The 24,467-nt window shown below is 68.1% G+C and carries 20 protein-coding genes; 9 read left to right on the top strand and 11 right to left on the bottom strand.

Features of this window, described 5'->3' with window-relative positions; translation table 11 throughout:
- Window positions 1-11: 11 nt before the first annotated feature.
- Window positions 12-1,559, bottom strand: coding sequence for a helicase HerA-like domain-containing protein (locus KD1_RS04585; RefSeq protein ID WP_068398197.1), 1,548 nt, complete (start codon window positions 1,557-1,559; stop codon window positions 12-14).
- 45 nt (window positions 1,560-1,604) lie between these two features.
- Between KD1_RS04585 and KD1_RS17160 the strand changes: the two genes are divergently transcribed.
- The 3 genes from KD1_RS17160 (at window position 1,605) to KD1_RS04570 (ending at window position 2,925) form a co-directional block, all read left to right on the top strand.
- Window positions 1,605-1,901 (top strand): type II toxin-antitoxin system VapB family antitoxin, encoded by a 297-nt coding sequence (locus KD1_RS17160; RefSeq protein WP_068398194.1) that lies wholly within the window; start codon window positions 1,605-1,607, stop codon window positions 1,899-1,901.
- 50 nt (window positions 1,902-1,951) lie between these two features.
- Window positions 1,952-2,464 (top strand): LytR C-terminal domain-containing protein, encoded by a 513-nt coding sequence (locus KD1_RS04575; protein ID WP_068398192.1) that lies wholly within the window; start codon window positions 1,952-1,954, stop codon window positions 2,462-2,464.
- Window positions 2,465-2,559: 95 nt separating this feature from the next.
- A complete protein-coding gene (locus KD1_RS04570; protein WP_068398189.1) occupies window positions 2,560-2,925 on the top strand; it encodes an SPW repeat protein in 366 nt (121 codons plus the stop codon).
- 83 nt (window positions 2,926-3,008) lie between these two features.
- On the opposite strand, the gene KD1_RS04565 is transcribed toward KD1_RS04570, so the two are convergent.
- Together KD1_RS04565 and KD1_RS04560 are read right to left on the bottom strand one after the other, a co-directional pair.
- Window positions 3,009-3,755: an enoyl-CoA hydratase-related protein gene (locus KD1_RS04565; protein ID WP_068398186.1), complete on the bottom strand. Its 747-nt coding sequence runs from the start codon at window positions 3,753-3,755 to the stop codon at window positions 3,009-3,011.
- Window positions 3,756-3,891: 136 nt separating this feature from the next.
- Window positions 3,892-5,739, bottom strand: a complete 1,848-nt coding sequence (locus KD1_RS04560; protein WP_068398183.1) for a sigma-54-dependent Fis family transcriptional regulator — start codon at window positions 5,737-5,739, stop codon at window positions 3,892-3,894.
- A 186-nt stretch (window positions 5,740-5,925) separates the two neighbouring features.
- On the opposite strand from KD1_RS04560, the gene KD1_RS04555 reads away from it, so the two are divergent.
- From KD1_RS04555 to KD1_RS04535, 5 genes are all read left to right on the top strand, one after another.
- Window positions 5,926-7,848 (top strand): hydantoinase/oxoprolinase family protein, encoded by a 1,923-nt coding sequence (locus KD1_RS04555; RefSeq protein WP_068398181.1) that lies wholly within the window; start codon window positions 5,926-5,928, stop codon window positions 7,846-7,848.
- A 25-nt stretch (window positions 7,849-7,873) separates the two neighbouring features.
- Window positions 7,874-8,302 carry an acetone carboxylase subunit gamma gene (locus KD1_RS04550; RefSeq protein WP_068398178.1) on the top strand — a complete coding sequence of 143 codons (429 nt, stop codon included), beginning with the start codon at window positions 7,874-7,876 and terminating at the stop codon, window positions 8,300-8,302.
- Between the two features lie 35 nt (window positions 8,303-8,337).
- Window positions 8,338-10,467 carry a hydantoinase/oxoprolinase family protein gene (locus tag KD1_RS04545; protein WP_068398175.1) on the top strand — a complete coding sequence of 710 codons (2,130 nt, stop codon included), beginning with the start codon at window positions 8,338-8,340 and terminating at the stop codon, window positions 10,465-10,467.
- Between the two features lie 35 nt (window positions 10,468-10,502).
- A complete protein-coding gene (locus KD1_RS04540; RefSeq protein ID WP_068398173.1) occupies window positions 10,503-12,803 on the top strand; it encodes a hydantoinase B/oxoprolinase family protein in 2,301 nt (766 codons plus the stop codon).
- 103 nt (window positions 12,804-12,906) lie between these two features.
- Window positions 12,907-13,740 carry a hypothetical protein gene (locus tag KD1_RS04535; protein WP_068398170.1) on the top strand — a complete coding sequence of 278 codons (834 nt, stop codon included), beginning with the start codon at window positions 12,907-12,909 and terminating at the stop codon, window positions 13,738-13,740.
- A gap of 221 nt (window positions 13,741-13,961) precedes the next feature.
- Here KD1_RS04535 and KD1_RS04530 read toward each other — a convergent pair whose 3' ends face one another.
- Genes KD1_RS04530 through KD1_RS04510 form a run of 5 tightly spaced genes read right to left on the bottom strand, consistent with a single transcriptional unit; the run spans window position 13,962 to window position 21,072 of the window.
- Complete coding sequence (locus tag KD1_RS04530; RefSeq protein WP_068398167.1) at window positions 13,962-14,723, bottom strand: DUF6339 family protein; 762 nt, start codon at window positions 14,721-14,723, stop codon at window positions 13,962-13,964.
- Window positions 14,720-15,580, bottom strand: coding sequence for a hypothetical protein (locus KD1_RS04525; protein ID WP_157073171.1), 861 nt, complete (start codon window positions 15,578-15,580; stop codon window positions 14,720-14,722). Before KD1_RS04525 ends, KD1_RS04530 begins: the two co-directional genes overlap by 4 nt.
- A gap of 20 nt (window positions 15,581-15,600) precedes the next feature.
- Window positions 15,601-17,445 carry a hypothetical protein gene (locus KD1_RS04520; protein WP_068398160.1) on the bottom strand — a complete coding sequence of 615 codons (1,845 nt, stop codon included), beginning with the start codon at window positions 17,443-17,445 and terminating at the stop codon, window positions 15,601-15,603.
- Window positions 17,442-18,419: a PD-(D/E)XK motif protein gene (locus KD1_RS04515; RefSeq protein ID WP_068398157.1), complete on the bottom strand. Its 978-nt coding sequence runs from the start codon at window positions 18,417-18,419 to the stop codon at window positions 17,442-17,444. The genes KD1_RS04520 and KD1_RS04515 overlap by 4 nt, the downstream gene beginning before the upstream one ends.
- On the bottom strand, window positions 18,412-21,072 hold the full coding sequence (locus KD1_RS04510; RefSeq protein WP_169795334.1) for a Z1 domain-containing protein: 2,661 nt from the start codon (window positions 21,070-21,072) through the stop codon (window positions 18,412-18,414). The genes KD1_RS04515 and KD1_RS04510 overlap by 8 nt, the downstream gene beginning before the upstream one ends.
- 67 nt (window positions 21,073-21,139) lie before the next feature.
- On the opposite strand from KD1_RS04510, the gene KD1_RS04505 reads away from it, so the two are divergent.
- Window positions 21,140-21,622 carry a very short patch repair endonuclease gene (locus tag KD1_RS04505; RefSeq protein ID WP_083542085.1) on the top strand — a complete coding sequence of 161 codons (483 nt, stop codon included), beginning with the start codon at window positions 21,140-21,142 and terminating at the stop codon, window positions 21,620-21,622.
- Here KD1_RS04505 and dcm read toward each other — a convergent pair.
- From dcm to KD1_RS04490, 3 genes are all read right to left on the bottom strand, one after another.
- Window positions 21,582-22,631, bottom strand: a complete 1,050-nt coding sequence (dcm, locus tag KD1_RS04500) for a DNA (cytosine-5-)-methyltransferase (protein WP_068398151.1) — start codon at window positions 22,629-22,631, stop codon at window positions 21,582-21,584. The two genes, KD1_RS04505 and dcm, sit on opposite strands and share 41 nt — an antisense overlap.
- A gap of 177 nt (window positions 22,632-22,808) precedes the next feature.
- On the bottom strand, window positions 22,809-23,123 hold the full coding sequence (locus KD1_RS04495; RefSeq protein ID WP_068398148.1) for a hypothetical protein: 315 nt from the start codon (window positions 23,121-23,123) through the stop codon (window positions 22,809-22,811).
- A 13-nt stretch (window positions 23,124-23,136) separates the two neighbouring features.
- On the bottom strand, window positions 23,137-24,467 hold a 1,331-nt coding region (locus KD1_RS04490; protein ID WP_157073170.1), incomplete at its 5' end, for a right-handed parallel beta-helix repeat-containing protein.

Genomic DNA, 24,467 nt, shown 5'->3' with positions numbered 1-24,467 from the left:
GCGGGTTCTCGCTAGCGGCGGCGGCGCGAGGTGCCGAACAGCGAGCGCGTGATCTCCCGTCCGATGACGGTGCCGGCCGAGCGCATCGCCGACTTGAACGCCGAGGACTCGACGACCTTCTCGACCATCGACGGCTCCGGCTTGGGCTCGCGCGGGGCCGGAGCGTCGCTCGGGGCCGGAGCGGGAGTCTCGCCACCGGGCTCCGCCGCCTGCAGTCGCGCCGTGAGCACCTCGTAGGCACTCTCCCGATCGAGCGGATCGCGGTACTTCGCCCCGATCGGCGACGCGGCAATGCTCGCGTCGATGACTCCCTGGTCACTGGGCGCCATGCGTGACTCCGGCGCCCGCATCCGGGTCCACGCCACCGGGGTCGGCGACCCCTTCTCCGAGAGCACGGTGACGACCGCCTCGCCCGTGCCGAGGGAGGTCAGCAGCCGCTCGAGGTCGTACTGGGTGTGCGGGTAGGTCGACACGGCAGCCTTGAGCGCCTTGCTGTCCTCCGGGGTGAACGCCCGCAGCGCGTGCTGGACGCGGTTGCCGAGCTGGGCGAGCACGCCGGCGGGCACGTCCTTGGGCGACTGGGTGACGAAGAAGATGCCCACCCCCTTGGAGCGGATCAGCCGGACGGTCTGCTCGATCGCGTCCAGGAAGTCCCTGCTCGCGTCGTCGAAGAGCAGGTGGGCCTCGTCGAAGAAGAAGACGAGCTTGGGCTTGTCGACGTCCCCGACCTCGGGCAGGTCGTGGAACAGGTCGGCGAGCAGCCACATGAGGAAGGTCGAGAACAGGGCCGGGCGGTCCTGCACGCCGGGCAGCTCCAGGCAGGTGACCAGCCCGCGTCCGTCCGCGGCGGTGCGCAGCAGGTCCTGGGTGTCGAACTCCGGCTCCCCGAAGAAGACGTCGGCGCCCTGGTCCTCGAAGGCGATGAGCTCGCGCAGGATGACGCCGGCGGTCTGCTTCGACAGGCCACCGAGGTCCGTGAGCTCGGCCTTGCCCTCGTCCGAGGTCAGGTGCTGGATGACGGCCCGCAGGTCCTTGAGGTCCAGGATCGCGAGGCCGGCCTTGTCGGCGTAGTGGAAGATCAGCCCGAGGCTGGACTCCTGGGTGTCGTTGAGGCCGAGCACCTTGCTCAGCAGGGTCGGGCCGAACGAGGTGATCGTCGTGCGCACCGGGGTGCCGGTCCCGACGCCGCCGAGGCTGAGGAACTCGGTCGGGAAGGACGTGCCCTGCCACTGCTGCCCGATGGAGGCGGTGCGCGCCAGGAGCCTCTCGCTGCCCTCGCCCGGGGAGGCCAGCCCGGACAGGTCGCCCTTGAGGTCGGCGAGGAAGACCGGCACGCCGTGTGCGGAGAGCTGCTCGGCCATGAGCTGGAGCGTCTTCGTCTTGCCGGTACCGGTTGCCCCGGCGACCAGGCCGTGGCGGTTGAGGACGGACAGTGGGACACCGACCTGGATGTCGGGCAGTGCCACGTCGTCGACGACCGCGGCGCCGAGGTTCAGCGTCGGGCCGGTGAAGGTGTAGCCGGCGCGGATCTCATTGGGCAACGATGCGGTCTCGGTCACGGGTGTGACTCTAATCCGGACAGGTCGGGCCCTTAGTGTGTCCGGGTGATCTTCAAGGCCGTCGGCGATTCGCGCCCCTACCCGCCGCATGGGCTGACGTCCACGCGGGAGTGGGCGACGATTCCTCCCCGGATGGTCAGGCTCGACGAGATGGTCACCACGAAGTCCACGCTGGACCTGCACAACCTGCTCGCCGAGGACTCGACGTTCTACGGTGACCTCTTCCCCCACGTCGTCGTCTGGCAGGGCGTGGCGTACCTCGAGGACGGCCTGCACCGCGCGCTTCGGGCCGCCCTGCACGGCCGGCCTGCGGTGCATGCGCGCGTGCTCGTGCTTGACTGATTCGAGGGAGTGGTCGACCGGCTGCCGGCGCCGAGGCACGAGGAGGGATCGTGGCGGACGAGACGCTTGACCTGGCGCAGGCTGGGCAGTCGCGCCGCCGCCGGACGCTCATCGCCGTCGGCCTGATCGTGCTCGTGGCGTTCTGGGTGTTCTGGTACCTGCGGTCCTACTGGGTCGAGGACGGCGCCGCCGGCCGGAGCGCCGCTGCCGAGCAGACGTGTCCGCCGGCGCCCGCCCCGGCGAAGGTCAGGATCAACGTGTACAACGCGACGGCCCAGGCCGGGCTGGCCGCCACGGTGGCCCAGGACCTGCGCGAGCACGGGTTCCAGGTCGGCACGGTGGGCAATGCCTCGACGGCTGCGCGTGGCGAGGCCTCGGCACCGACCGGGGGCCCGGCGATCCTGGTACACGGCAGCGCGGGGACCGATGCGGCACGCACCGTCGCCCGCTGGGTGGCCGACGGGACGCGTCGCACCGACGGCCGCAGCGACAGCACCGTCGACCTCGTGCTGGGCGAGGGGTTCACGAGGGTCAGGAGCGCTCCCGCGCCGCTGTGCCCCTGAGGAGCGGCCATTGTGGGAGCGGCTCGACAGGAGGAGACTGGAGGGGTCAGGTCCGCCTCGGATCGACGGACCATCTTCAGGAAAGGTGGATCACCATGAGGCGCTGGACGCACTCGCAGGACTACATCGCACTGATCGCCGGTCTGTACGCCTGCCTGTCACCCATCTGGACCGACACGACCAACCGGGCGACGACCACGATGATCGTCCTGGGCGCCCTCACCGCGCTGCTCGCGCTGGTCGAGCTCGTGCGGCCGGACATGCTCTCCGCTGAGGGGGCCATGGCACTGCTGGGCGTGCTGTTTGTCATCTCCCCGTGGGTCATGGGCTTCAGTGACCTGACGGCGATGTCGTGGACCGCCTGGATCGTCGGTGTCGTGACGTTCGTCATCGGTGCCGCCGACCTGATGGTCACGCGCACCCATCACGCCACTCCGGCCACCCAGAACGTCGTCAGGTAGTTCCGTCACGACGGGCGCACACCGATCCGGGTGCTCCATCCCTGACGATGGGGCACCCGGATCGGTGTCTGCGCGTCGGCGGCTCAGTCGTGCTTGCGCCGCAGCGACCACATCTGCGGCGAGCGCTCCAGCTCGACGGCGACCTCCCACGGCATGCCGCCCGGTACGGTCTCGCGCCGGAAGCTCGCCACCAGACGCCGCGCCAGGGCCGGGTCCTTCGCCACCCGCGCCGCCATGGTGTGCGCGGCCTCCTCGACCTGCGCATCGTCGTGTGCGGCCCACGCCATGCCCAGCTCCACGGCCCGCTCGCCGCTGATCTCGTCTCCGAACAGGCCCATCGCGGCGGCGGCCTCACGCCCGGCCGACCGGTTGAGCAGCGTGAAGTGCCCGCCACCGGGGTGCAGCCCGATCTGCGCGAAACCCGGCAGGAGTCGCGCGGTACGGCTGACGATGCGCACATCGGTGGCCATGACGAGGTTGAGACCGGCGCCGACCGCCGCGCCGCGGACCGCCGCGATGGTCGGCAGCCCGATCTGGCCGATGGTGGTGAACGCCCCGTAGACCGTCTCGAGGTTGCGGTAGGCCTCGTCCTGCACCGGATCGAGCCCGGTGTCCGCCAGCACCGAGCGCACCGCGCCGGCGCAGAAATGCGCTCCACCGGTCACGACGACGGCCCCGACCTCGGGGTCGGCCTCGGCGGTCCGGGCGGCCTCGATCAGCTCGACCGACATCTCCACCGACAGGGCATTTCGCCGCTCGGGAGCCGACAGGGTGATGGTGGCCACCCCATCCGCCACCTCGTACTGGACCTCGGACTGGACCTCGGACATGCGCACTCCTTCGGGCAGACGACAACGCTGGTCGGCACCCAAGATAGGCGCCGCGCCCACCGAGTCGTGGATCGCGCCGCCGGCTGGATCGCCGCCGGCTGGATCGCGCCGCTGGCTGTATCGCGCCCGGCCCGGCCTACGCCGTGATCCCGTACACCCGGATCTTGCGGTACAGGCTGCTGCGGGACATGCCCACCGCCGCGGCCGCGGCCACCCGGTTGCCGCCGCACTCCGTGAGGGCGGCGACGATCGCGTCCCGCTCGGCGGCCTCGAGCACCGTCAGCGTCTTGCGGCTGGAGGTGTGGCAGTAGCTCGGCAGGTCCTCGGCCTGCAGCTCCCCGACCGGGCGAGAGCGCAGCGCATGCACGAGCGCCTCGCGCAGCTGGGCGACGTTGCGCGGCCACGTGTAGCGGGCGATGAGCCGCAGGGCCTCCGGTGAGAGCCGCACCTTGCGCCGCGGGGCGATCTGCTCGACCAGCCGGGCGACGATGTGGGTCAGGTCCTCGGTGCGACAGCGCAGCGGTGGGATGGTCACCGCCACGTCGAAGTGCCCGAGCAGCGTGTGGAACGGCAGGTCCGAGTCGAGGCTGGAGTCCGAGACCGTGGCGGCGAGCGACACCTGACCGCCCGTGCCGGCGATGGCGGTGAAGAGCCGGTCGAGGCTGTCGACATCGGCGGTGGTGGCCTGGTCGATGTTGCGCACGATGCACAGCGTCGGGTCGGGGGAGCCATCGATCAGCGCCTCCAGCCCCCCGTCGACCTCGGCCTGGAACTGGCTCGGCTCGATGGACACGCTGCGTCCACCGGGCTGGTCGGCGTGGAAGAGCTCGGCGACGAGGGTGAACTTGCCCGAGCCCGTCTCGCCGAGCACGATCGTCGACCGGCGGGCGGTCAGCGCCTCACGCAGCTGGTCACCGGCCCGCACCCACGCGGCCGACGACCCACCGGCGATCGGCACGTGCGGCAGGCGCAGGTCGTCGGCGATCAGGGCGGTCTTCTCGCTGGCCACCGCCACCTCGGGCAGCACCCGGTCGGCGAAGCCCCCGGCTGCGGCAGGCAGGGCCGTCTCGGCCGGACGGGAGAGCACGTCGGCGATGACGACGCCGGCGGTCTGCGACCCCGAGACGATCCGGACGCCGCGGCACTGCACCACTCGCCCCGAGGACAGCGTGATCGTCTCGGCGCACCGGTCGCGGTGCTGCAGCACGAAGGAGACGTGCTCGCGGATCGCCAGCTGCTCCACCGGGTCGAAGAGCGACTGCGCCGCGGCGTTGGCCATGAACACCGACTCTGCGAACGCGAACACCCCCTGCTTCGTCGAGCGCACCGAGGCCCGCAGGTACGTGTCGAAGAGCGCCTGCTGGGCCTGACTGCGGTCCATGAGCAGGTTGCGCCCGATGTCCTTGGCCGCCGACTTGACCAGCGTGTGCATGATCGGGCTCCACGAGGCGGTCAGTGTCGACAGGTCGAGGATCCCCTCGACGCGGCCGGTCAGCGGGTCGACCACCGGGGCGCCGGTGCAGGCGAACGCCTGGAGGTTCTCGGTGTAGTGCTCCGGCCCGACGACGGCGACCGACTGCCCGGACTCGATCACCGTCCCGACGCCGTTGGTGCCCATCGAGTCCTCGGCATAGTTGAAGCCCGGCGCGAAGGCCACCCGGTCGAGCAGGCGCCCCACCGCCGGTGACATGTCGACCCGCTTGATCAGGCGGGCACGGCTGTCGGTCAACGCGATGGTCAGCGGCAGGTCCGAGGTGTCGGAGGCCAGCTGGGCCAGCACCGGCTGGGCACACCGCACGAGGCGCGAGCCGGTGTCGATGTCGTCGGTGAAGTCGGCCTCGGGACGCTGTGGATCGACCCCGGCCGCGTGGCTGCGCTCCCACGAGGCCGCCAGCAGATCGGGCACTCCAGCGGCTCCGACGCGGCCGCTCTCGAGGAAGTCGGCGCGGGCGGCAGCCACCCGTAGGGCTCGCTCGTGGGGCATGGTCACCTCCTTGTGACTGACGGTCCGTCGTCCATGGTGCACCGAGATGGCGCGTCAGCCAAAGTCCAGTCGGTGTCCCAACTTGGGACACGGTCGGCTCCGTGGGACGCCGTGAGAGTGGTCTCACCGTCAAGGACGCGGTGGCCACCGGGCCGAGCGCGTCCGAGTGACCCACGAAGGAGTGGCATGGAAGCGCTCATCAACATCGACAACGGTGGCACGCTCACCGACATCTGCGTCTGGGACGGCGAGGGGATCACCTTCACCAAGACGCTGACCACGCCGCACGACCTCTCCGAGTGCCTCTTCACCGGCATCGAGAAGGCCTCGGCGGCGCTCTACGGCGAGGCCGACCTCGAGCGGCTGCTGCACGCGACCCAGCACATCCGGTACTCGACGACGCAGGGCACCAACGCCCTGGTCCAGCGGCGCGGCCCGATGGTCGGCGTGCTGACGACCATCCCGGGGATCGCCGCCGCGATGCAGCAGTCCGAGAACGAGCAGCACCTCTTCGAGGGCCTCATCGGCGACCGCGTGCTGACCGTGGACATGGACGACCCGCAGGTCGAGGTCGCCCTGGTCCAGGCGGTCAACCGCCTGACGACGCTCGGGGCGGCCCGGCTCGTCGTGGCCGGCCGCACCCGCGAGGAGGAGCACCGCATCCGCACGGTCCTGCTGCGCCGGTTCCCGCGCCACCTGCTCGGCTCGGTCCCCCAGATCTACACCTGGGAGCTCGCCGGGGACCGTGACGTCCCGCGCCGGACGTGGTCCTGCGTCATCAACTCGTTCCTGCACCCGACGATGGAGCGGTTCCTCTACGGCGCCGAGCGGCGGCTGAAGTCCTACAAGGTCGTCAACCCGCTGCTGGTCTACCGCCACGACGGCGCCTCCTCCCGGGTGGCGAAGTCGATCGCGCTCAAGACGTACTCCTCCGGGCCGCGCGGCGGTCTCGAGGGCACCGCGGCGCTGGGCCGCATCTACGGCATCCAGCACATCCTGATGATGGACATCGGCGGGACGACCACCGACGTCGGGGTCATCGACAACGGCGAGGTCCGCACCCGCACACGCGGTCAGATCGAGGGAGTGACCGTCTCGTTCCCGATGAGCGAGGTCCACTCCGCCGGTGTCGGCGGCTCGTCGGTCATCGCGGTGACCGACGGCGCGATCACCGTCGGACCCCAGTCCGTCGGCGCCGCCCCCGGGCCGGCCTGCTTCGGCTTCGGTGGCACGCAGGCGACGATCACCGACGTCAACCTCCTGCTCGGCATCCTCGACCCGGACACCTACCTCGACGGCTCGCTGCGCCTGGACCCGGAGCGCTCTCGCCAGGTCATCACCGAGACCATCGCCACGCCGCTGGGCATCTCCCTCGAGGAGGCGCTGATCCGGATGGAGGAGGCGTACGTCGAGGCCCTCTCCCGCGCGCTCGAGCCCGGCCTGACGCCCGGCGCGACGCTGGCGGCGTTCGGTGGGGCCGGCCCGATGAGCGCCACCGGGGCTGCTCGGCGCGCCGGCATCGACCAGGTGCTCATCCCCCGCGCCGCCGCCGTCTTCTCGGCGATGGGGATCTCGTTCTCCGACATCGGCAAGACCTACGAGGTTGGCATGCCGGAGCCGACGACCGCCGCGGCGATCACGACCCACGACGAGCTCGTCACGCGCGCCGAACGGGACATGTTCCAGGAGGGGTACGCGCTGGCCGACTGCCAGACGACCTGGCAGCTCACCGTCGAGGACCACGACGGCACCGTGCTGCACACCGGCGCGTACACCCGCGGGGACGTCGTCGACCGCCCCGGCCTGGAGGTCTCGCTGCAGCTGACGGTCGTCGCGCCGCTGCCGCACCCCGAGCTCGCGCAGGACCGGGTCGAGGCGGCCAACCCCGCCCCCGTCTCCGGTACCCGGGCAGTGCGCTCCGCCGCCGACCGCGTCGAGCAGGTCCCCGTCCACGTGCTCGACGAGCTGAGCCCCGGCGACGTCGGGTCCGGCCCGGCCATCGTCGAGGGCCCCTTCTTCACCGCCCGCGTCCTGGGCGGCTGGAGCTTCCGGGTCACCTCTGCCGGCGACCTCATCCTCAACGACACCCACGCCACGACCACCCGCTGATCCACCACGAAGAAAGGACGTCGCCATGCGAGTCCCCATGACCGAGTACCTCGTCATCGACCTCGACACGGAGCGGTGGGTCTGCCGCGTCTGCGCCCACGACATGGGCGATGCCCACGACACCTACAAGGCCGGCGCGCTGGTCTACGACCGCGACCCCAGCGAGATCCACCAGCCGATCATCGACCCGGAGCGCTACGAGTACACCTTCTCGCCGGACCCGAACTACTGCCGGATCCTCGAGTACTACTGCCCCGGGTGCGCCACCCAGATCGAGGCGGAGTACCTGCCGCCGGGCCACCCGCCGACGATCGACATGCTCATCGACGTCGACGCCCTGCGTGCCCAGTGGGCCGAGCGCGGCCTCGACGCCGAGCAGGTCTTCACCTACGGCCCCGGCGAGGACGCCCAGAAGTACACGGCCGAGCTCAAGGCCGCCGGCCTGGTCCGCTGACCACGCCGCCACCCCGACCACCCAAGGAGACCCCAATGAAGCGCATCTCCGTCGACATCGGCGGCACGTTCACCGACTGCTTCTTCGTCTGGGACGAGCAGTACATCGAGGCCAAGGCCCTCACCACGCACCACAACCTCGCGCTCGGCTTCAACGACGCGCTCGACCTGGCCTGCAAGCGCGCCGGCCTGGACCGCGGCACCGTGCTGTCCGAGGTCGACTCGGTGCGCTACGCCACGACGCTGGGCACCAACGCGCTGATCGAGCGCAAGGGCCCCAAGGTCGCCGCCATCGTCACGCACGGCTTCGAGGACACCATCCCGCTCTCCCGCGGCCGCGGCTACGGCGAGGGGCTGGACTACTCGATGCAGCAGAACCTGCCGGCGGCCGAGCGCCCCGAGCCCCTCGTGCCGCGGTCGATGATCCGGTCGGTCAAGGAGCGGGTCAACTCGGCCGGCAAGGTCGTCGCCCCCCTCGACCCCGAGGACGTCCGCACCGTCGTGCGCGAGCTGGTCGACGCCGGCGCCGAGGCGATCGTCGTCTCGCTGGTCAACGCCACCGAGAACCCCGACCACGAGCTGGCCATCCAGGAGATCATCCTCGACGAGTTCCCGCCGCACGAGCTCGGCGCCATCCCGGTGCTGCTCGGTCACCAGGTCTCCGGGCGCAAGGGCGAGTACGTGCGGGCCACCTCGACGATCGTCGACGGCTTCCTGCACGAGATCATGTTCCACGCCCTGTCGCAGCTGTCGAACAACCTGCGCGACTTCGGCTACGACAAGCCGATGCTCGTCATCCACAACTCCGGTGGCATGGCGCAGATGAACTCCACCGACGCGCTGCAGACGATCCACTCCGGACCGATCGCCGGCGTCGGCGCGGCCGAGCACCTGAGCACCGAGACCGGTCTGGGCCACGTCATCTCGACCGACATGGGCGGCACCTCCTTCGACATCGGCATCGTGCCCGAGGGCGGGGTCAAGCACTACGACTTCCTGCCGACGATCGACCGGTGGCTGGTGTCGGTGCCGATGGTCCACCTCGACACCCTCGGCGCCGGCGGCGGCTCGATCGCCTCGTACGACCGGATCCACCACTCGATCAAGATCGGCCCGGAGTCGGCCGGCTCGAGCCCGGGCCCGGCCTGCTACGACCGGGGCGGTCTGCGCCCGACCGTGACCGACGCCGACCTCCTGCTCGGCTACCTGGACCCGGACAACTACGCCAACGGGTACATCAAGCTCAACCCGAAGCGCTCCCGGTTCGCCATCGAGGAGACCCTCTGCGACCCGCTGGACCTCGACGTCATCGACGTGGCCCGCTCCATCAAGGACGGCGTCGACGAGCAGATGGCCATCGGCATCGGCAAGGAGCTGCGGGTGCGCGGCTACCTGCCGGAGGACTTCACGATGCTGGCCTACGGCGGCAACGGACCGCTGCACGCCTGTGGCATCGCCCGCCACGCCGGCATCAAGCGGGTCCTGGCGCCGCCCTTCTCCTCGGTGTTCTCCGCCTGTGGCGCGGGCAACATGAAGCAGCTGCACTTCCACGAGCGTGGCGTGCACGTGACGCTGTACAACGCCACGACGCGGGCGCTCTACGACGACTACACCGAGTTCAACGAGGTCGTCGCCGAGCTGGAGGCCCGTGGCCGCGAGGACCTCGTGCGCCAGGGGTTCGCCGCGCAGGACGTCCGGCACCGCCTCGAGCTCGACATGCGCTACGGCAACCAGCTGCTCACCCAGGCCGTCGCCCTGGACGACATCGACCGGATGAACGGCGTCGGTGACGTGCTGGCGATGATCAAGCAGTTCGGTGACGTCTACAGCCACCGCTTCGGTGCCGCCAGCGCGGCGCCCGAGGCCGGCATCCGCTGCAGCACGATCCGGGTCGCGTCCTACGTCGACGGCGATGTCGTGCGGTTCGACTCGCTGGAGTACGGCGGCGAGCGCACGGTGCCGGCCGAGGTCGGCCGCCGCGCGGTGACCTTCATCGGGATCGACGCGCCGGTCGACACCCCGGTCTACGACCAGGACGCGCTGCACCACACCTCGGTGATCCCCGGCCCGGCCATCGTCACCACCGAGAACACCACGTACCTCGTCGAGCCCGGGTGGCGCCTGGAGCCGACCCAGCAGGGCGCCGTCTGGTTCCTCCAGGACTGACGCCCACCCCCGCCACCACAGCAAAGGACACGAACATGACCATCATGGACAACCGGCCGTCGACGCTGACCCCGCAGGAGCAGCAGTGGGTCGACGACTTCATGGACGAGACCACGCTCTTCCTCGGGCCCGACCCGGAGATCATGCGCAGCCACAGCATCGCCGAGCGCTCGGCGCACGAGGAGCTGGCCATCGCCGCGGGCGTCGACCGCCTCCAGATCGAGCGCATCCGCAAGCGCATCGCCGGTGCCCTGGACGAGGGCTACGAGATGTGCGAGGCGCAGGGCGCGGCCCCGGGCGCGAAGTGGGGCGACCTCACGACGGCGATCTACACCGCCGCCGGCGACGTCTCGTACCTGTCGTGCCACGGCGTCATCGCCTTCAGCGCGATCCTGCACCACCCGATCCGCTACATCATGAAGTACTGGAAGGACGAGCCGACCGTCGGCATCCACGAGGGCGACGGCTTCATCCACAACGACGCCCGCTACGGCAACGTCCACAACACCGACCAGTCGATGATCATGCCGATCATGCGTGAGGGCCAGATCATCGCCTGGGTGGCCGCGACCATCCACGAGGGCGAGAACGGTGCCTGCGAGCCGGGCGGCATGCCCTCGGGCTCGGAGACCCCGTTCGACGACGGGCTGCGGATGAGCCCGTTCAAGATCGTCGAGCGCGGTGAGCTGCGCCGTGATCTGCTGACCTTCCTCCAGCACTCGGTGCGCGACCCCAAGCTCCAGCTCGCCGACCTCAAGGTCAAGATCACCGCGGTGCGCAAGATCATGGAGCGCGTCGACAAGGTCATCGACGAGGTCGGGGTCGACACCTTCGTCGCCGCCCTGCGCACCACGGTCGAGGACGTCGACCTGGAGGTCCGCCGCCGGATCAAGGAGCTGCCCGACGGCACCTACCGCATGGACCAGTTCATGGACTCCACGCTCAAGGAGAACATCCTCATCAAGTTCGCCTGCAAGGTCACCGTCAAGGGCGACCACATGACGGTCGACCTGCGCGGCACCGGGCCGGAGATCCTCAACCGGGCGATCAACTCCCCGCTGTGCTCGGTCAAGTCGATGATGATGCAGGCCATCCTGGCGTTCTGGTGGCCGGACCTGCCGCGCTCGACCTCGGCGATGAGCTGCATCGAGATCATCTCGGATGAGGGCACCTGGGCCGACGCCTCGTACGACGCCCCGATGGGTCAGTCGCTGCAGGCCTCGTTCCGTGGCTTCTCGGCGATGCAGGCGCTGTACAGCCGGATGTCGTTCTCGACGCCGCACAAGTACAGCAACGTGGTGGCCAACTGGTTCAACCAGATCAACACGTTCCTGTGGGGTGGCATCACCCAGCACGGCGACTCCGTCGGCAACCTCTGCGCGGACCTCAACGGGATGCCCGGCGGGGCCAAGCCCTTCCGCGACGGTGAGGACGCGGTCTCCCCGCTGTTCTGCGCCATGGCGGACACCGCCGAGCAGGAGGTCATGGAGGAGGAGGTGCCCTTCATGCAGCTGGTGTCCAAGCGCCTGGTCCGCGACAACATGGGCTTCGGCAAGTTCACCGGCGGCATGGGCTACGAGATGATCGTCGCCTCCGAAGGCACCCCGCAGTGGGGCTTCATGACGGTGACCTCCGGCGCGAAGTTCTCCTCGATCTACGGGATGTACGGCGGCTACGGCTGCGGAACCTACCCGCTGTCGATGGTCAAGGGGACGAACGTGTACGAGCACGTCCGCCAGGACCCGAGCAAGTTCGACCTGTCGATCGAGAAGGTCATGAACGAGCGCCCCTTCGAGGACGGTCGGTACTCGACCTACCACATGGGCCTGCAGTTCGACATCGCCAAGGACGGCGAGCTCTACATGATCAGCCAGGGCGCCGGTGGCGGCTATGGCGACCCGCTCGAGCGCGACCCGCACGCGGTGGTCCGCGACGCCGAGCTCGGCCGGGTCAGCCAGAAGGTCGCGCAGGACATCTTCGCGGTGGTGTACGACCCGGAGACGTTCCGCCTCGACGTCGCCGGAACGGAGCGGGCCCGCGCCGCCGCGCGCGCCGCCCGACTCGAGCGGGGCACGCCGTTCGCGCAGTTCTGCGAGCAGTTCGTCACGCCCGAGCCGCCCAAGGACCTGCTCTACTACGGCTCCTGGGGCTCGGAAACCAGCGACATCACCGCAACGGTGTTCACCATCGACGGACCCGAGCGCGTCGTGGCCCCGCTGGAGGAGCTGCCGATCGTCATGGTCCCGGACCGTCGTGAGGTGAAGATCGCCCAGCTCGAGGCCCGCATCCACGAGCTGGAGTCCAAGCACGGCGACGTGGCCCACCGCAAGGCCTGATCGCCCTCCCACGGAGCGCGCCCGAGTCTCGCGACCTCGGGCGCGCTCCACCTTCCGCATTCCCTTCGCTCCGCCCCGTCCCGTCACGCTCAGGAGGCCTGTCATGTCCCCGTCCCTGCAGACCCTGCTCACCGCTCCTCCGAGCGGGCGCTCACGGCCGTTGCTCATCGACGGTGACGCCTACACCACCCGGGTCATCCGGCAGGGCGCGCCGATCCCGTGGACCGACGTCACCGCGCTGACCGGGCATGTCGCACAGGCGAATGCGCTGCTCAAGCCGGATGCGCTGTGGGTCGATGCCGGAGCGATGTACGCGGCCCGGGTAGCCGCCGACCCGGCGCTGCGCGAGGCGATGGGTGCCCGGAGCCGGACCGGGTACGCGCTGCGGACGCTGCTCGCAGACGCCGAGGCCCTGGAGCACACCCGGACGGTGCTGCGCACCCTGGCGGAGACGAACCGGAGGGGACTGGTGCTGCGGGTGCCGTCGCCGGCGCGGTGGCTGGCGGCGGCGCACGCGGCGGCCGGGACCGCCCTGGACGAGGTCGACGAGGACCAGGCGGACAGCGCATCGATGTACGTGGCCGAGTGGGTCGGGAAGCTGGGCGACCTGCCGGTGGTCATGGTGGTGCTGGACGCGCGCGGCGCTGCTGGTGCACCGGGCGCCGAGGCTGCCGTGCCTGCGCCGACGACGGTCCCGGAGGAGCGCCTGGCGACGTACACGGCGGTGGCGAACGTCTGTGCCCACATCGATGCGGCACTGGCCCTGGTCGCTGACGACCTGGTCGAGACCCAGCCCGGAGCGCCCTCGATGGCGTTGGTGTCCGAGGGGTACTGGGTCGACGGCGGCGAGCTGCCCGAGGCCGAGGTGCTGGTGGCGCGCATCCCGACGACCGCGGTGCCCGAGCAGGTGCTCGCGCACCTCGGAGGGATCCGCTGACGGAGGGCCGGCCCGGGCGGGGCAGGCCGGATGCTCCGCGTCGGCACCGCCTTCATCCTCGGAGTCACGCCGCACCGTACCGGAAGTGATGTATCCGCGTGCCCGGCGAGGTCTCGTCTGGACACGTGGATACATCACTCGCCGAGTGGAGGCATCGGTTGACGGCGATGGCGACACTGCCGTCCATCGAGGCGCTGTAGGGAAGGCGCAACAAGACCAAGTCAGGCTCCCAAGCCCGATGAATGCGGGTCGATCTGCATTGCAGTCGCGCGGACCAAGGCCTCCAGTTCGTGGTCGTCAAGGACATCGAGTTGCAGTGGTCCCGTCATGGCGGTGAGGCCCATCATCAGGGCACGCGTGAAGTCGTTGCGCCCGAATGCCCCTTGATAGGTGGCAACCTCTCTCGCCGCGAATCTGACCAGCCTGACATTTCTCGCCACGGCTTGGCGCTCGAGAAGCGACCCGAACTCGTCTTCCCCGAAGGGCTCGTTGAACTCGACCATCACCGGGCCGAGCAGCTGCCACCGACGCCAAGCCAGTTTGAGATAGTTGCGATCCCGGCCCGCCTGCTTGCCGATCCACCTGTCCTTGGGCAATCGACCGTCCTTCAACGGCCAGCGCGCCTCGAGGATGTCGGGAAAGAGGTTCAGCGAGAGGAAGGCCCACCCGCCATCATGCGCTGCATCGCTAGGACTCGGGTCTATGACCTCCGAGATGGCCTGTCCGAGTCTCATCGAGTGCATTGCGTTGTCGTTCACCGAGCCGGTCTTCACGTCACGCAGCGACTCCATCACCTCAGCGCGCCATCGGCCCAGGACGGAGGCCGTCGGAGCACTGCCCCCGGTTGGATGTGGCACGGCCACGCCGGCCTCGTCGATCACGAGATCGGCGGCATTGCGACCCGACCGAAGTGCACTCTCGACAAGGGTGAAACGTGCGAGCGCGTCCCCGGTGGTCAGCCGAGGAATGAGCGTGTGACTCATGACGTTGCCCTCACGTTCATGAATGCAGTTCTGTCCTGCAGTCGACAGAGCGTTTCCGCCCTGTCGTTCCCAAGTGCGTCGACCGCCTGGGCCAAGGACAGCCCAAGGTAGGTCTCGGCAAGATGATTCATCGCAGCCCCCACGGAATCTTCCTCGAATTCCGTGGGTATGGTTCGGAAGGAACCGGCAACCGTCAGCAACATCTGCGCGATGACCTCGTGGAACAGGACGGACCTCGCCAAGGTCGGCTCCCCCGAGAGCAGTTCGCCGGAAATGGGATGATCCGTGTTGATGAGCAGTCGCACAGCGCCGAGGTAGGGGTCGTCGATTTCGTCAGGGTCGAAGTTCAGTTTCCAGGCTGCCCCACTGGGGAATCCAGCCGCCGCGAAACTGAACGCCTCGGTCGGGAACAACGTTGCGGAGCCCTCGAGGGGGAAACGATAGGACCTCGTCGAGGAAATGAGCCGGCTGCCGCGACGAAAGGCAACCATCTCCGGGTTCTCCAAGCCTTCCGCGCTGTCGAGGACAACCGAAGGCGTCACCTCGACCGCCTGTGCCACCTGGTGCGGACCGATGTGCACCCGGATGTCGGCCGGCGCTCCCGATGCTGGCAGGGGTAGGCGTTCGACGTATCTGGTTCCCGAGACCTTGCAGTCGACGGCCACACAGGCCACGACCCCATCCAAGGTGGACAGCCCGGTGGACTCGAGGAATCGCTCTCGGTCCACCGTGACCGACATGATCACGGTGAACGGAGTCGCGTAATCCCAGGATTCGACAGGCTCCCCATGCGCATAGGTTTGCCCGGCCACGGCGAGGACCGGTTCGCCGAAGATGATCGCGCCCGGGTCAGCCACTCGATGAGGCATGGCCCGCATCAGATGCCCACCGCGCTGAAGGAGAACTCGATGGCCATGCCCTCGGGATAGCTGATCACGGCGCTGACCTCCTCACGTGGGGCGACCACGACGCCACCGTCCGCGGGCTCTCCCCCGATCCATCGATCCAGAACCACCTCGGAGCCGGAGGCCATCTGACCGCCGTCCACTGCCAAGGCCAGTCCGTCGATCCTCAGGAGCGCCTGGGATTGCGCGTGCACCGACATCGTGAGCCTGGTCCGCTGGCGCCCGGCTGCGCGGTCGTGCGGATCACGAGCCAAAGGCACCACGGACAGCACGTCGACCTTCGGCTTCTTGGGCGGACGCCCCTTCGATCTGCTGCCCACATCAGGAGGCGGTTTCCGGTTGTCATTCCCTATCCCGGCTGCCAAGCCCGCAAGGGCAGTGGCCAGCTTTGCGGTGGGTGTCTCGCTCCCTGGGGTTTGGTCAGGCTCCGGGGTGGTGAACGCGATGACGCCTTCGCGAATGCCCTTGAGGCTTCTGGTGACGATCGACTTGCTGACCTTGTCCAGTCCGTCGACGTTGGACCACGAATCATGGGCTGGCGGTTCGGCAGCCGCGAACGCTGGATCCGTTGCGTGGATGGGCTTGAACACTCCAACCCAACGGAACCCTCCCGCCCCCCTGTCCGGGAACGCCTCGCAGCGCACCACCAACTCGGCCTCGTTTCTCATCTGGGTGACGGTGTTCGCGAGGTCAGCCAGTGCATCTCCATCCACGCCGCCGACGACCGTCGTCAATGCCACGTGCCCGGTGGCTTTGCCGTACCTGGTGGTGGGCGTCACCGTCACGAGTGCGCTCTGATCGGGTTCGCCCCGCTGTTCGGCTCGGATGGCGCGCAGGCAGCACCACAGTCCAGCCAACACCGGTGAGGCGTCGGGCTGAAGAAGTGGCACCTCCAGCCCGTCGTCGATGACGGCGATGTCCATTCGCCATTCATCGTCCTGGTCAAGCGCGATCTTCGGCCAGAGATTTCGGACGACGGCACCCGCGAGTTGGACACTCACGGGCTCAGGCGTGGTGGCCTCGTCCTCGCCGTCCGCGTCATCGCCGGAGTCGGTCAGGTTGGGTTGCAGGATGAGGATCGATGTGCCGGTCTCGTTGGCTCCGAAGTGCCGTTCGAAGACTGCCTCACCCAATCGGCGAGCATCCTCTCCCTCCGCGGGATGGACGGACAGCACTCCATCGGAAGAGGGATGCGACGCTGCGTCGCCCCACCACTGCCGGCCGGTATACCGCTCCCCTTCCATCTCGAAGGTGGCCCCCATGGCCGACGCGATGAAACGCTCGACGATGTGACCGTCGGGCCGCCGCCAGCGAGACCACACGAGGATCGTGGAGCACTCACTGGCCAGGTAACTGGCCGTCTTGCCGAATCCATAGGTTCCGCCGCCGTGCCCATTGTCCGGCGGAGCCCCCATCGTGAGGATGAAGTCGGCGTAGTCGCTCGGCTCGTCCGGGTCGCGGCTGACGGTCGCGGTCGTTGGGCCCCCCAAGCCCTTCGTGCCTCTGTCGACGATCTCCAGCCCGGTCAGATCCCGATCTGCGAGGACTTCATCGAGCCCGAGTTCAGCGGGTCTCTCCGTGAAGACGTTCCAGGTCAGAACGTCTCGTACAGAGTCATCGAGGGAGCGCATACGAAGTTCAAAGCGAGGAACGACGCCTGGCAGCCGGGCGTCCCAAGCATTCTGGGCCGTCTCCCGCACCAGCAGATTGACAAGGTTGACCTCTGGCCGCCCGAGCACCTTGGTCGCGCCGGTTCCATCCATGTCGCCAGGCCCGAACTTCTTGGGGAGCCACACGAGGTCGGGCAGCCCAATCATGAGGTCACCATGGCGTCGATGTGGGCGCTGAGTGCGTCAGGTGTCATTTCCCCTGGCGCTCCGAGCAGATCGAGCGTGTACTTGATGTGCGTGATCGCAGCCAACCGCTCTGCTGGGATGTCCCAACTGCGCAGTCCGGGGAAGTCGGGCCCAACGATCCATGCGAGCGGTTCCTCGGAGACGACGAATCGATACTCGTCCTGAGTGACACCCAGTTGGAAGCCGACCAAGGCCAGCTTCTCGGCAATCGCATTGCGCAGGCAGCCGACGGCCACGAGATCATCGACCAGGTCGCGGATGCGCTTTCCCCGCGGCGAGGCTTGAACGTGCACCCTGACCAACGCGAGGGGAACACCGGCGATCTCGTCCAATTGCCTCAGGCTAGAGATCTCCACGTCACGACCTTCTCGATGGGTGGTCTTGACCTCGATGTCTCCTCGGGCGGTGGTGAAATCGTGGGCCATACCCTCGGGCCCGGTCCAACAGTCCACCGCAAAGGCAGGGTTGCGCTTGGCCAACATGAGCAGCACCGTCAGCTCGCCGAACACCCCGCGCAGCGCGGCCTCTCCCAGCGCGGCAGCAGGCTCGAGCAGCCGCTGCCAATCGGTCAGTGCGTTGATGAGTGCGACGTGCGCCCGCTCCTGCCGCTGACCCACCCGCTCGGTGATGCTGTCGGCCAATCGGTAGAAGACCGGAGCCAGCCCGTCGACCGTGCACTGTAGGTCGAGGTAACGCTGTCCCGTCTCTGGATGGCGCCAGTCCGATAGATCGATCGCCGCTCCGCTCCGAGGCGAGAACGCGTAGTCATCGTGGATCGGGGCCAAGACGTGTCGATGACCGTCTGGGTCAGCCGCGTACAAGAGGACGCCCCCGTCGACATCGCGAATGGCGGGGCGGTGGACCAAGGTCTTCTGACCCTTGTTGCCCCAAATGGACGCCAGAAGCAGCGCAAACTGCTCGAATGCCTCACTCACCTACGGGCTCCTGCTCGGTCTCGAGGGTGTATTCGTCATCGCCCTCGGTGGTCTCCGGCATGTCCGCTGAGGTCCTGACCGAGACAAACGTGCCGTCGTCGGACTCCTGCTCGTTGAGAGCCGGAAAGTAGATGGCAAATCCCAAGGTTGTTCCGATTCCCTCGGGCATGTCCATGCGGCTGGGCATGGCCGGCCTTGCCCCAGGTGGTGTCGCCTTGCTCGGCGCCGTTTGGGAGTTGCCGCTGATCGGATAGATCACAACCAGCCCCTCCCCGGGCGCGAGCGCACGGCGCACCTTGACCCGATCGGAGTCGGCGTCGTGTGGCAACGAGTTGTAGGCAGCCGGGACGATGTCCGCAAGACGATCCCCCGGCGAGGTGATGGCCTTGAAGTCCAGCCGCGATCTCGTGCTGCCGATGAGGGGAGCGCGTTCGATGCAGTTGAAGTCGACCCCCCCGATTCGTGCGGTCCCCAAGTCCTGTCCGCGCCGTCCGAGAGACCGTGTATTGCCGGCAACCACCACGTTCCACCTTGGCCCGTCCGCGTAGCGCGTGATCCACTCCCGCATGGCCCTGAGGTGGTCATCCACCTGCAACCACTTCTGGTCCTCGTGCGCCGAGAAGTCGGTCAAGAAGGCCGAGATGCGCGAACCGGTGATGCCGCGCGTCATGGCGCGAGAGGGCAGCCACTCCAGCGGCTCCAGCCGGTGGCCATCGAGCAGGGCCTCCACAGCTTGGTGGTTCTTCGTCTCGATGTGAGGGCCGCTGGCGTCCAGGATGAAGGTCTGATTGAAGTGCTCACTCAAGCCCAGCCGAGCCGTCTTCGCCGCCCCCATCTTGTTGGTGGCTGTGACCTGAAGACGGCCTGGGTGGACACGCACCTTGACGCCGACCTGAGCCGGGGTGAACTCACTGCCCTTGACGGACTCGATCTCGGTACGGAGATCCGCCTCAACCCGCGCCAAGAACGCGTAGTCCTCATCCAGGCCCTTGGTGACCCAGACGCGCGGAAGATCCGCATACCCTTGGCGATAGCCGAACCACCGTCCCATCTGGAGCAAGGTGTCGTACGCGTTCGACGTTCTCGTGAAATAGGACACGACGAGGCCTTCGAGGGTGAGACCTCGCGAAAGCGTGCCACCACCGACGGCAATCACGGTCCGTGGCGTGTTTCCGCCGTAGTTGAGTCGATCCGTCGATTGCCCGTTGTCCATGATCACCTCGACAGCGGTCAGCACCTCGCCGAGCCTGGCCTCGACCTCCTCCCACGCGGGAAGTGGCACCTCCGCCTCAGTGGGGACCCGATGGGCTTCGCTCTCCCAGGCTCGTCGGTAGGTTGAGGTGTCACCTCGACGAATCGCAGTCTGAGCCTCTTCGACGTGCGCGCGTAGGCGCTCCCTCATGGCCCGGTGCGGCGCAATGTAGTGCGTGGTGTGCACCAGCATCGACGAGTGGCCGCCTTGTCCGCGCGCACGACGAATCGCCGTTGCCGTGATGAACCACGAGAACGCCTCGACGAGCGAGGGCGGAGGCGCCGGGTCGAAGGTCTCGCGGGCGTCCTTGCCGCTGGGCGGCTGCAGCTGCGCGGTGTCCTCCTCGGGCACCAACCGGACCATGTCGAGGCCGTCGATCTCCTGGCCGTCGGCGTCGACGGTCTCGGAGATGCCGAAGACACGCTCGGCGCCGAAGTACCCGTTGCCCGGTGGGATGGCAGTGATGAAATCCGATGGAAACAGATCCGCGGTGTCGTCCGGGTCGATCAGCACATTGGCAAATGGAGTTGCGGTATATGCGAGATAGGAGCCCGTGCCGACAAGTTCCCAGAGGTCCCTCAAGCGCTTGTTGATGACGGAGATCTGGTTCTTCTGCTTCAGTGAGTTTGGCGTGGCCTGATCGGCCTCGTCATCGATGATGAGGATCGGAATGTTGCGCCGAGCCTCCGGCGGAACCTCACGAAGGGTCTTCACCAGACGCGCCAGACGATGCGTGTTCTTCTTCACGACGGCCGTGACGACGTCCATCTTCTGAAGGACCATCTGCGGACTGTTCGGTTCCTCGAAGTCGCGGCCGACTTGCGTCAATCGATACCATCGCCCGTCCTCGAACAACTGCTCGTCAAGCCGTGACTGCGTCTGATCTCGTAGGTTGTCGTGCATGCCCGCCAAGACGATGATCAGCTTGTAGCCCGAGTCGGCGGCCTTCGCCGCGACACCAGCGAAACTGCGGGTCTTTCCAGACTGGACATTGCCCATGACCAAGCCCTTGCGCCGGTCACCGGCCTTGCGCGGATTGGCGAGCAGGCGGACGATGGCGTCGGTCTCGGCATCGAGCTCGTCCAAGGCTGGCGCCTTCGCCGACTCCAGCCGCGAACGGTAATAGCCCCAACTCGGCCTTCGCGTGGGTGGAAAATACCAATCGGCGTCGGGTGAGGCGTAGGTCTCGGGATTGACGATGGCCTCTTGCACCGCCTCGTTCAGCCCCATCGCAGACTCGATCTCACCCAGCGCTGCGGCAACGATACGATCGTCCAGCTTCAGAGCCCTGCGGACGGTACGAGCAGCCTCGGTTGGGGGTAGCCGCATCTGCTCAACCGCCTCGAGGATCGCCGCCTTTGCGAATCGGATCTCCAAGGCACTGGGCTGATGATCGTCCATGTAGGGAACCCTATAAGGGCCGACGGACAGCCCACGCTGAGGGCGGGGAGCCGCTCGTCGTAGCAGCATGCAGCTCAGCGGCACGCATCGGCGGTACCGTCGGGGCGTGGTGAACTCGGCTGATGACATCCCGGAGCATGTCCGGCGACGGATGTCGAACACACGGGGGCGCGACACCAAACCGGAGATCGCACTACGGCGAGAGCTCTTTCGCCGCGGTCTGCGCTATCGCGTGAACCTGAGGGTTGAACCGAGCCTTCGACGCACGGTGGACATCGCCTTCATGCGGGCCAAGGTCGTGGTCTTGGTCGATGGGTGCTTCTGGCACGGCTGTCCGATTCACTACGTCGAGCCGAAGACGAGGGCGGACTTCTGGCGTCAGAAGATCGCGGGTAACCGCTCTCGAGACCGTGAGACCACTGCCGCACTCGAGGCTGCCGGGTGGACGGTCCTACGGTTCTGGGAGCACGAGTCGACAGCGGTCATGGCAGACCGCGTGACCACAGCCGTCAGGCAACCGCCGCAGGCCGCGTCAATGCGTCCAGGATGAACGGCCGCATGTGCTGCGCCATCGCCTCGATCGCGGGAACGACGACCGAGTTCCCGAACTGCTGGTAGGCCTGCGTATCGCTGACCGGGATCTTGAAGTCATCACCGAAACCCATGAGGCGAGCGCATTCTCGCGGGGTCAACCGTCGAGGCCGAGGTCGCTGGTCGATGAGGATCTCGGAGCCGTCCTTGTAGTAGCGGGCCGAGAGGGTGCGCGTGATCATGTCCGGCCCCACCAGACCGAAACCGAACCCGTTGCCTGCCCGCCGGTGCTTTTGGGCGTACACCTGAAGGTAGGTCCACAGGTGTTCGCTGAGGGTGTACTTCGGGTTGACCCGGCCCGTACGGGGGTTGAAGTATCGACCATCGTCGTGTGCCAGGTCGCTCTCGCCCCTGCGATGGAGGACGTCCTTCACCGTCCGGGTGGATTCGGGCAGTTCCAGAGAGTCGATGTCGAACGCGTTGGGCTCGCGGAAGCCCACGATGAGGATGCGCTCTCGATTCTGGGGAGTGAAGTGCTTTCCATTGACGATTCGGGTCTGCACTTGGTAGCCGAGCTCGTCCTGCAACGTCTGCATGATCACCCTGAAGGTGTTGCCGCCATCATGGGATTTCAAGTTCTTGACGTTCTCCAACAGGAACGCTGCAGGTCGCTTCTCGTGAATGATCCGCTTGACGTCGAAGAACAACGTGCCTTGTGTCGGATCTTGGAACCCATGGGCCCGACCAAGGGAGTTCTTCTTCGAGACTCCAGCTATCGAGAATGGCTGGCAGGGAAATCCGGCCACCAGCACGTCGTGGTCGGGGATGTCGTCCGAGGCAACCTCGGTGATGTCACCGGCGAAAACGTGGTCCGATGTCGCGGGAAAGTTCGCCTCATAGGTCTGCCGAGAGTACTTGTTCCACTCGCTGGTGAACACGCACTCGCCTCCGACGGCCTCGAAGGCTGTCCGGATGCCACCGATGCCCGCGAAGAGGTCGGCGAACTTGAAGTCGGTGGTTTGCGTCATTGGTCCTCGCTGTCAGCCGCCTCTATCGTGCCAAAGGACCAGGTTCTCACACCGGACCGACACTCTCCAGGTGAAGCCAACACCAGAGCGGGTGGCCTCCGCGGGGCTCAGCCGTGGTGCGGAAGCAGGCTTGGCGCACGTCACCGCCGGCCGGCGGCGACGTGCGCGACCGCCAGATCACTCCGGCGGTAGAGCCCGCAGTTCGGCGAGCCCTGCCGACCAGACCTTGGTGGCGCGGTGCAGGCGGTCGAGCTGCTGCTTGGCCTCCTCGCGGTCCTCGTCGGATCGCGCCATCCAGCCATCGATCGCCTCCCGGAGCTCCGGCGTGCTGTCGACCAGCCGCCGGATCCCATCGTCCTCCAGCGCCCGCCGCACGTCGTCGCGCTCGCGGTCGTCCAGCGCCACGGATGCCTCGGCGGCCCCCAACAGGTCACCGAGACCGTTGGCGCACAACGCAAGCAGGTCATCGAGGTCCTTCTCGAACAGCGACATGTGACCAGGCCTCCTAGAAAACGTTGTAGACGTTCAGGCGCACCCACGGACCGCCGAGCGGCTGGCCCGCGAGCTCGATCATCTCGGTGTTGACGAGGTTGCCCAGCACGGCGGCACGCTCGGGGTCCACCTCGAGCGCGATCGCCGCGGGCCGCCCACCGGCCGCCCGGTTGCCGTTCACGGTGACCGAGCGGGCCTCCACCTGCAGGGCCGCCCGCCCATCGAGGTCGGTGTTCTTCAGGGCGTGGTTGTCGTTGACGATGACCGTGCCGGTGGCCGCCAGATCGACGACCGGCTCGGGTGAGAGCCCACCCTCGACGATGTTGCCCTCGACCGTGACCGTCCTCCCGCGCCCAGCCGCGGCGTAGGCGGCCTGGGTGCCGACAGTGACCGCCGCGGTGACGCCCACCGCGGTGACGTACCCGCCGACGTTGCTGGCTTGCTTTGTCGCGCCGGCGTCGACGAGGAGTCCGATCCATTCGCCGACACCCTCGTTGACTCCGTCGGCCATCCGGCGGATGTGGTTGCTGCCGACGAGGACCCGGTCGACCAGCCCCTCCACCGCGATGCCACGATCACCCTTGGCCACCTCGGGGGAGCCGACCTCGTCGACGGAGTTGCCAGCCACCCGCACCTCGGGACAGGAGTGCACCCAGATCCCGAGCGCTCCCCCCTCCAGCCCCGGCGACTGCCCGACGCCGCGCACGACATTGGACTCGACCTCGGCCCGGGCCGCGCCCACGACCTGGATCCCGACGGCCCGCTGCTGGTCACCCTCGCGCGCACCGACGTCGCTGACGGTGTTGCCGCTGATCTGGGCTGCAGCGCTGCGCGCCCGGCCCGTCACGACGATGCCGACCTGCGCGCGTTCGACGGTGTTGCGGGCGATGTCCAGACCGGTCAGCGGCGCGCCCACCGTGATCCCGGCACCGCCGATGTCCCGGACCCGGTTCGCCGTCACCCGGGTGTGGCCTCGCACCTTCACCCCGGTCGGCGGCAGGACCGCAAGCCCGTCCGGCCGGAAGTCGACCGGCTCCTTCGGCCCCGTCACGGTGTTGCCGGTGACGTCGTAGCCGCCGCCGCCCACCTCGATCCCGGCACCGGCGCCGGCCACGGTGGTGCCGGCGACCGTGACGACCTGGCCGGGCGCCACCGTGCCGAGCAGGCGCAGCCCGACCTCGGCAGCCAGGTACACCTCGTTGTCCACGACGCGGTTGCCCGCCAGGTGCACCACCTGACCCGCCAGGGCGATGCCCCGATATCGGCAGCCGAGAATGTTGCCGCGGACGTCGAGGTCGGCGGTGAGCAGGGCCTGCTTCTCGTCGGCCGCATTGGCGATGCCCA

Source organism: Kribbia dieselivorans NBRC 106261, from assembly GCF_001552435.1.
Taxonomy (GTDB): domain Bacteria; phylum Actinomycetota; class Actinomycetes; order Actinomycetales; family Dermatophilaceae; genus Kribbia; species Kribbia dieselivorans.
Note: the sequence above shows the minus strand (reverse complement) of the source record. Positions and strands in the feature narration are given on the sequence as shown.

Bases quoted from the DNA above. Each gene is read 5' to 3' on its own strand.
- KD1_RS04550 (WP_068398178.1), top strand. From the start codon at position 7,874: ATGCGAGTCCCCATGACCGAGTACCTCGTCATCGACCTCGACACGGAG.
- KD1_RS04510 (WP_169795334.1), bottom strand. From the start codon at position 21,072: ATGGACGATCATCAGCCCAGTGCCTTGGAGATCCGATTCGCAAAGGCG.
- KD1_RS04520 (WP_068398160.1), bottom strand. From the start codon at position 17,445: ATGATTGGGCTGCCCGACCTCGTGTGGCTCCCCAAGAAGTTCGGGCCT.
- KD1_RS04555 (WP_068398181.1), top strand. From the start codon at position 5,926: ATGGAAGCGCTCATCAACATCGACAACGGTGGCACGCTCACCGACATC.
- KD1_RS04570 (WP_068398189.1), top strand. From the start codon at position 2,560: ATGAGGCGCTGGACGCACTCGCAGGACTACATCGCACTGATCGCCGGT.
- KD1_RS04505 (WP_083542085.1), top strand. From the start codon at position 21,140: ATGCAGCTCAGCGGCACGCATCGGCGGTACCGTCGGGGCGTGGTGAAC.
- KD1_RS04545 (WP_068398175.1), top strand. From the start codon at position 8,338: ATGAAGCGCATCTCCGTCGACATCGGCGGCACGTTCACCGACTGCTTC.
- KD1_RS04540 (WP_068398173.1), top strand. From the start codon at position 10,503: ATGACCATCATGGACAACCGGCCGTCGACGCTGACCCCGCAGGAGCAG.
- KD1_RS04535 (WP_068398170.1), top strand. From the start codon at position 12,907: ATGTCCCCGTCCCTGCAGACCCTGCTCACCGCTCCTCCGAGCGGGCGC.
- dcm (WP_068398151.1), bottom strand. From the start codon at position 22,631: ATGACGCAAACCACCGACTTCAAGTTCGCCGACCTCTTCGCGGGCATC.
- KD1_RS04495 (WP_068398148.1), bottom strand. From the start codon at position 23,123: ATGTCGCTGTTCGAGAAGGACCTCGATGACCTGCTTGCGTTGTGCGCC.
- KD1_RS04560 (WP_068398183.1), bottom strand. From the start codon at position 5,739: ATGCCCCACGAGCGAGCCCTACGGGTGGCTGCCGCCCGCGCCGACTTC.
- KD1_RS04565 (WP_068398186.1), bottom strand. From the start codon at position 3,755: ATGTCCGAGGTCCAGTCCGAGGTCCAGTACGAGGTGGCGGATGGGGTG.
- KD1_RS04530 (WP_068398167.1), bottom strand. From the start codon at position 14,723: ATGAGTCACACGCTCATTCCTCGGCTGACCACCGGGGACGCGCTCGCA.